The organism is Photorhabdus hainanensis, from assembly GCF_018448965.1.
Taxonomy (GTDB): Bacteria; Pseudomonadota; Gammaproteobacteria; order Enterobacterales; family Enterobacteriaceae; genus Photorhabdus; species Photorhabdus akhurstii.
Map to the genome: position 1 here is coordinate 1 of NZ_RCWD01000074.1, position 6,777 is coordinate 6,777.

General features: G+C 35.3%; 2 protein-coding genes and 2 pseudogenes. 3 read left to right on the plus strand and 1 reads right to left on the minus strand.

Annotated features, from left to right (window positions below):
• Together EAE92_RS23560 and EAE92_RS23565 are read left to right on the plus strand one after the other, a co-directional pair.
• A pseudogene (locus EAE92_RS23560) lies at positions 1–109 on the plus strand (RNA-guided endonuclease InsQ/TnpB family protein); the annotation flags it as partial.
• On the plus strand, positions 106–804 hold the full coding sequence (locus EAE92_RS23565) for a Fic family protein (protein ID WP_246545383.1): 699 nt from the start codon (positions 106–108) through the stop codon (positions 802–804). The pseudogene EAE92_RS23560 and the gene EAE92_RS23565, both read left to right, overlap by 4 nt.
• A 136-nt stretch (positions 805–940) precedes the next feature.
• Here the strand turns inward: EAE92_RS23565 and EAE92_RS23570 are convergent, their stop codons facing one another.
• Positions 941–5,851, minus strand: a complete 4,911-nt coding sequence (locus EAE92_RS23570; protein WP_214069803.1) for a putative adhesin — start codon at positions 5,849–5,851, stop codon at positions 941–943.
• Positions 5,852–6,251: 400 nt separating this feature from the next.
• Between EAE92_RS23570 and EAE92_RS23575 the strand changes: the two are divergent.
• A pseudogene (locus EAE92_RS23575) lies at positions 6,252–6,568 on the plus strand (transposase); the annotation flags it as partial.
• Positions 6,569–6,777: the final 209 nt, after the last annotated feature.

Below are 6,777 nucleotides of genomic sequence, written 5' to 3' on the forward strand. Positions count from 1 at the left end.
GGCGCTCAACATCGAGCGCAAGGGCATAACAGAATTACAGGCGGCGGGACTCGTCGTCTCTGCCCACGGAGGCCAGCGTAAATCCGTCATAAAGACGGTGGCGGCCTGAGAAGTGGGAAGCCTCGCCGTTTTTACGGCGGGGAGCAGTCACAAAATAGGTTAGAAGAATTATGTGCTTTTGCTAACGAAAATCATAATGGAGAGGGTGGCCGGAAATTTATACCACCAGTAATAAAAGCGATTATTCTTCATTTTATGATCGGGTATGAACACGCATTTAGAGACGGGAATGGCAGAACTGCAAGGGCAATATTTTATTGGTACATGTTAAAGAATGGATATGATATTTTTGAATATATTTCAATAAGCAAGGTTATCAAGGATCACGCTAAAGACTATGGTATGTCATATCTTTATGTTCAAAAGGATTATGGGGATTTAACTTATTTTATCGATTTTAATATTAATGTTATTCTAAACGCATTTGATGAATTACAAGAGTATTTAAAAGTAAAAACAAAAGAGTTTTATGAAATTGTCGATGTGTTGGAAAATTCAAAGTATAAAAGTAAGCTAACCTTCATTCAGAAAGATTTAATTAAAAAAGGTGTAAAAGAACTCGGAAGATTGTTTAAAGTGAAATCGGTTCAGAATGTATATGATGTTAGTGAAAATACAGCCAGAAAGTTACTTAGGGAGCTAGAGGCAATGAATATATTTCTTCCTATAAAAATAAGACGAACAACTTATTATATTGCCCCCGCAGATCTACGTAGTAGGCTAAATAAGATATCAAAATCGTAGGGTGCTTCTTCTTACTCCTCACGGTGCCGGAAGTAAGGCTGGGTTCTTATATCAAGTGCAAAGATTTGTCAGTATCCTGAGGCGAGAAAACATTTCTCGCCTCAATTTAGTGTTTCAAGTAATACAAAAAGACCTTTTAATTATCGATAAACAGGAAAGGAGCTATACCAACGATTTTTTCTGTTATGAGATTATAATGCAAATTTACCGCAATAATGGAATAAATAATTGCTCCATCAGGCATGGGTGTCGCCGATCGTTTTGAACGTGAAAGAACTACCGTCGGTTGAAATTTAGGTTCATAACCACCGCCAAGGCCGGTATCATGTACTGATTTCATATTTATTCTATTCAATTCTTCACGACAGGCGACAAAGGTGATTTCATCATATTTTGCCATCCTTTCGTCGGTTTTCAGCAGCGTAAAAATATCGGATAACTTTTTACGATTTCCCGCTTCCGGGTTGACCAATAGCGCGTCATATTTATTGATATTCGTACTATCTGCTCTGTTTTTCCATATTGCCGCCTTCACCTCTTCATCAGGCATTTTCTCATAATATTTGATACCGTAATTTCTTACTCTGCCATGATTGGTTGTATTGACTTCTACTCCGGTGGCTAGCAGATAATTTTCAATATCATCGGCAGTCATATTCTGAATATCATTCACGGTAAACGTTTTATCACCTATTTTTACACTGGCCGAGATTGCTTTATTGCCTGATTCTATCGTTGCATAAGGTTGTATCATCAGGCCGCTATTACCTAATGTGACATCAAAAGGCGAATTTAATGCATTTTCCGGTGCTTCCAATAATGTCTGACCGTGAGGACCAAGAAATTGAATTGTTTTTCCCGCGGGAACTTGCGTCGTTGCACTATCAGAGAAAAAATATCCATGTGAACTCAGCATTAATCTATTCGCAGGTTCATTAGGTACTGTCCATAATTCGAATGCACCACCAAGCTCAATTTTTTGCGGTTCAAATTGAGGATATTCTTTTTGTAAAAGCCCAATTCTGGATTGTGCTTTTGTTTTTCTAATATCACCTGTTCCAATGACTTCTTCTGGTTTTTTATTCGCTTTTCTCCATTCCCTCACTCGATTACGGTAATCAGTAGCTGATTCACCGGGCATTTTTTCAGGTTTTTCATTGCCCACACCCATGACATTGCGGTGTGATTCATTGATATTTATTTTAATATTTTTCAATGGGATCTGACTATCGCCTTTACCATAATAAGGTTGAATAATATACTCACTTTCACCTTTGAATATGGCATATTCTGCTCTGAATCTATTTTCAGTCAATAAGGCCGAATTGTTTTCCAATAAATAATCGGGATCACTGAAATCAAATAACGTATTTTTATCGTTGGAGTAATATTTTGTTCCCACAATACGTGATTCTTCCAGCAAAGAAAAACCGCCACTGACTTTTTGATCAATCATTTTATTATCGATAGAAGTAAACCATGTTGGGTAACGATTATAATAGATATGTAACATCTCATGATATAAAGCGATAGCCGGTTCACGAGAACGCCAAGGCTCTTCGGTCAGTTTCTCTTCTGTACCAATCAGATGATTCTCTGGATCAAAGGCAATACTGCTACCGGCGCTATTACGGGCATAAAATTGACCATCTTTTTCTCGTACAATGGCATCCATCATCGGCGGTTTGATATTTAAACCCTGTTTTTCAAGCTCCTGAATAATGATATTTCCAGAAGGGATCTCACTTATTTCATCGAGTACGTGAGTGACTCGATTAATAAATAGATCATTACCTGTTATTGTGATCCCCACAGGAGGAATATCTACACGGTTACTCTCTACGGATGTGTATTGTATTGTTTTCTGGATATTACCAGAAGAATATTTCGGCATCGGTGTGCCAGGTATTTCTTCAATAGCAAGGGCGATTTTATTGATTGCTGACGCATTAGGCAATTGATTTTCAATGGGATAGATTTCCCTTAATAAATAAGGCAGCTCGGTTTTGATGGCATTAATTTTCTCAGCCGAAATACTGAGGTTTTCTGGTAATGGATTGTTTTGTAATGGTAAGATGACTTCACGTATCCAGGCTTGTTGGATATTCACTATCTCTGTGTTGAATAGGGCTTCTTTATCTCCAAGTTTGAGGGATTTTTCCAGGAAATGGTTTAATGTGTCAGTAATGTTTGACAGTTTATCGATATCATATTTTTCATAATTTTTGAATGCGGTATTGATATGAATAAATGCATCCAATATTTTATCGTTATTAATATTACTGCGTGCTGCTTCAAGCTCCTGATCTATTTTTTTACTTTGCTCCAGGATAAGAAATTTATTAGATACATCGGTATGAGTAACCCAATGCCCATTTTTATCTAATTTCACCGCAGGCCAGTAACTAAATTGTTCGGGATAAGCCGGATTGGCTACGCGCCAGGTGTGGTTTGCTTCATCCCATTTGACTTGATAATTAGCGCCAGATTCCTTTATATAGTAGTTCTGTTTAACGGCTATTTCCATATTAGCAGAGCGTATTGAATAAATCCCTTTATATATTCCTTCATTTGCGTGAGGTACCATTTTATCTAGCGCAATATTGCTGACTTTCCATTCATTTTTAAGTTTGCCAAGCCCTATGGTACTTTTGCTAAAAATATCAGCGAAACTTTTTTCAAGTTTAATACTATTTTTTATCGCACCTACTGCGCTGACAACTCCTCGGTAAGTTAAAGTGAGCGTCGATCTGATCGGTAAAGGTTCGATTAAATCAATTAATCCGCCGAGCAGAATGCGAGAAGATTGGCGTAAAGTTGTGATGCCATGCTCAGGTAATGTCCTGATAACTGCTGTAATTAAAGCTCGTCCGGTCAGACCGGCTTGTCTGAGACGCAATGTGGTTTGTGTGACTTTTGCAGCCATTGATTCAGTCAATGACATTCCTAGAGTAGCAACAACTAATAGCACATTTGCTGTATCAAAGACAATTGAGCCAATATCCTCTCCCGTTAATTCATATTCACTATCGGTTGTTGCTTTATAGATAACATTATAGAAAGGAATAAGAATGGTTGCCGCTATATGCCAACCAGAAGTAATATCCAGCGCTTGTTTACTTTTTATTGCAATATCATTTAGACCTTGCTGTACTATATTCGTAGTAACAGAAAGTAAGTTCTCTTCTTTATAAAAATTAAATTTAGGTGAACCTGTAAAGCTAATTCCCACATTCATTCCTGAAGTTATACCGTAATAATCATTCCAAAATGCGTCGTAAGAATATTTATATCTGCTTGTTTCTGAGAAACCACTCAAGGTTTTGGCCCGCTGATAGCCAATTGGAAATAGTCTTTTTCCTGTATTGACTATTTGATTTTCCATAAATATTCCGATGCCTATCATAATTTTTCGCTCAATTAAAAATAGTGCATTGGGTTTAGACATAGCACGTAAGGTGGGTTGGCTGTCAACCTGCTGTTGGGTATATTTTTTTGCTTTCACTCCTCCTTGTATTGTTGAGACTACCAACCAATTACCCTGATACATTTTTATCATGGCAACATTTCCCATACCCTGTTCGACTGAATAGAGAAAGGCTTCTTCTGGTGGGTTAATAATTTCTTCAACAGTTAATTGCGCAGCCGGAGATGAAAGTATTAACTTACTGAGTAAAATGGATTCATAATGACTGTATTTGTTTTTATAGACATTAAATTGCTCATTAAAATTATATTGTGAATCAAATTTATCTCTCTTTTTGAAATCGATAAAAGAAAAGTATCCTGCTGGCTTTTCGTTATTTTTATTAAAAGGATTAAATTTTTGTTTATCATTTTCGAATAATTTTATTGTTTCTAATGTAGAATACTTAAATGCTTGCTCCACATTAACACTTTCTTTTCTCATTCGATAAATGATTGCTGCTGTTAAAATAATACAGCCTTCCATTTCAATATGTTTTGATTCTTGAGAAAGAATATGATCAGTATCATAGTGAATATTATATTTTTTAAATAATAATTCAGCCTGATCTTGAGCAAAAATGATATCGCGATAATCACCATGACCTTGAGTCATTTTTCCAACTTTAGGGGCAATCTGATATAAGAGGGCGCCTAATGAAGATAAGACTAATAGATGATACTTAGCAGCTTGTAGAGTTTGCAGTTCAAGAATATCTTTTTGGCTATACTCGGTACGATGTTGTTTTTTTAATGCTATCTCTTCTTTGGCTAGTAGAGATAATAGTATGTCATCTCCAATACTAATACTTTGGTTTGTTTCTGAGTGAATAATCGGAATGCCTGGATAAATATTATTAGCGGAAATTAAACTATTTACCTTTTCAATACCTTTTTTATAGGATTTGAAAAGATCCTCTTTATCTTTGATTCGTTGATTATAATCTGATTTTTCTTTATCACTTAATGTTAAATTTCCATCTGACATAAAAGTTAGCAATGCATCTGAATATAGCTCATCATCGATATCTCCGGTAGAGAATGCCTGACGATATATTTTCAGTAAAGGTTCTTCGGCATTAATACCTAGTTCCTGCCATATATCAACTTTATTTTGTTCTAAATAGGCTTTATCCTTACTTATGTTTCTTATTTTTTCATGAATTTCTATTTTTGATATTAAGATATTGATTGCTGTATCAATATCAGCGCTATTATAATTTTTTATAAAGAAAAGATTAAATATATTATTAATGTTATTCAGTAAATCAGAATATTTTATCTCAGAATATTCATTGAAAACGGCGTTTACAGCTTGTTTTAAAGTCTGTTGTAATTTAGTTGAGTATTTATTGTAAGAAAGTAAGTTTTCTATGATATATAGAGCCATTTCTTTAATATCAGAGGTTATCCAAGTTGGATAATCTTGATTGCCTTTCAGCAAGGAAATAAATGGCTTATCTTCATTTTTGTTATTATCTCGCTTATACTCCCAATATTTTCCATTGACTACGGTATATTCTGTTTCTATTGAATGATAGCTCTCTTTTTTATTTTCGATATCGTATTCAGAATTTGTCATATAATCCTCCAAGTTGATTAAATTTATTATTTATTTAGCTATATAGCTACTGCATCCATCTGATTTATAGAAATGATTGTTCATATAAAAATATTATTTTTTGATTTTAAAGTCACAATCGTAAGGCAGGGTGATTATAGTTGATCTTGGTTAATATCAAATATCAATTAATAACATTATAAAATTATTAATTAGTATAACTATATATAAATATTTATTTATAGTTTTTTATAATATGGTTAAATATAAACCAATATATCCATTGATAGGTGGGTTGAAAGGCTTCTGTAGCTAATATGGGATGTTTATTAAAGTTACTCTGTGGTGAATAGTAAACAGTAGGAATAGTACATATTTGTGAAGAAATGGAAAGAGAAATGTTATTACTGTGAGGGGATAAGGCACCTTTGAACCACAGCTGATTAGAAAGCATCAGACGCGCATCACGCAGATGGAAAGCCAGATTTTATCCCTCTATGCCAAAGGGATGACGACCCGTGAAATCGCGGCCATGTTTAAAGCAATGTACGACGCCGATGTGATGTGTCTCCCACACTGATGTCTACCGTGACCGATGTGGTTAAAGAACAGGTCGCCGAATGGCGGAATCGCCCCTTAGACAGCCTGTATCCGATTGTTTATCTTGACTGTATCGTCGTGAAAGTTCGTCACAATGACACCGTTGTCAACAAAGCGGTTTTCCTCGCCTTGGGTATCTTATGGTTATCTACATAATACAGATTTCCCCACTGGCTTTCCGGGGTTTTCTGGTGATCCATTGGGAGAAAATAAAAAGTTTCCTGATTATCACTTAAATTCAGCTCCCATAGGCGTATACTTAAAATAAGTCTGTGTGGAGGTAAATGAAAATGGCTAAAAATCAGATTCAATTCCAAAAAGGCATTTCTATTCATGAGTTTATTTCA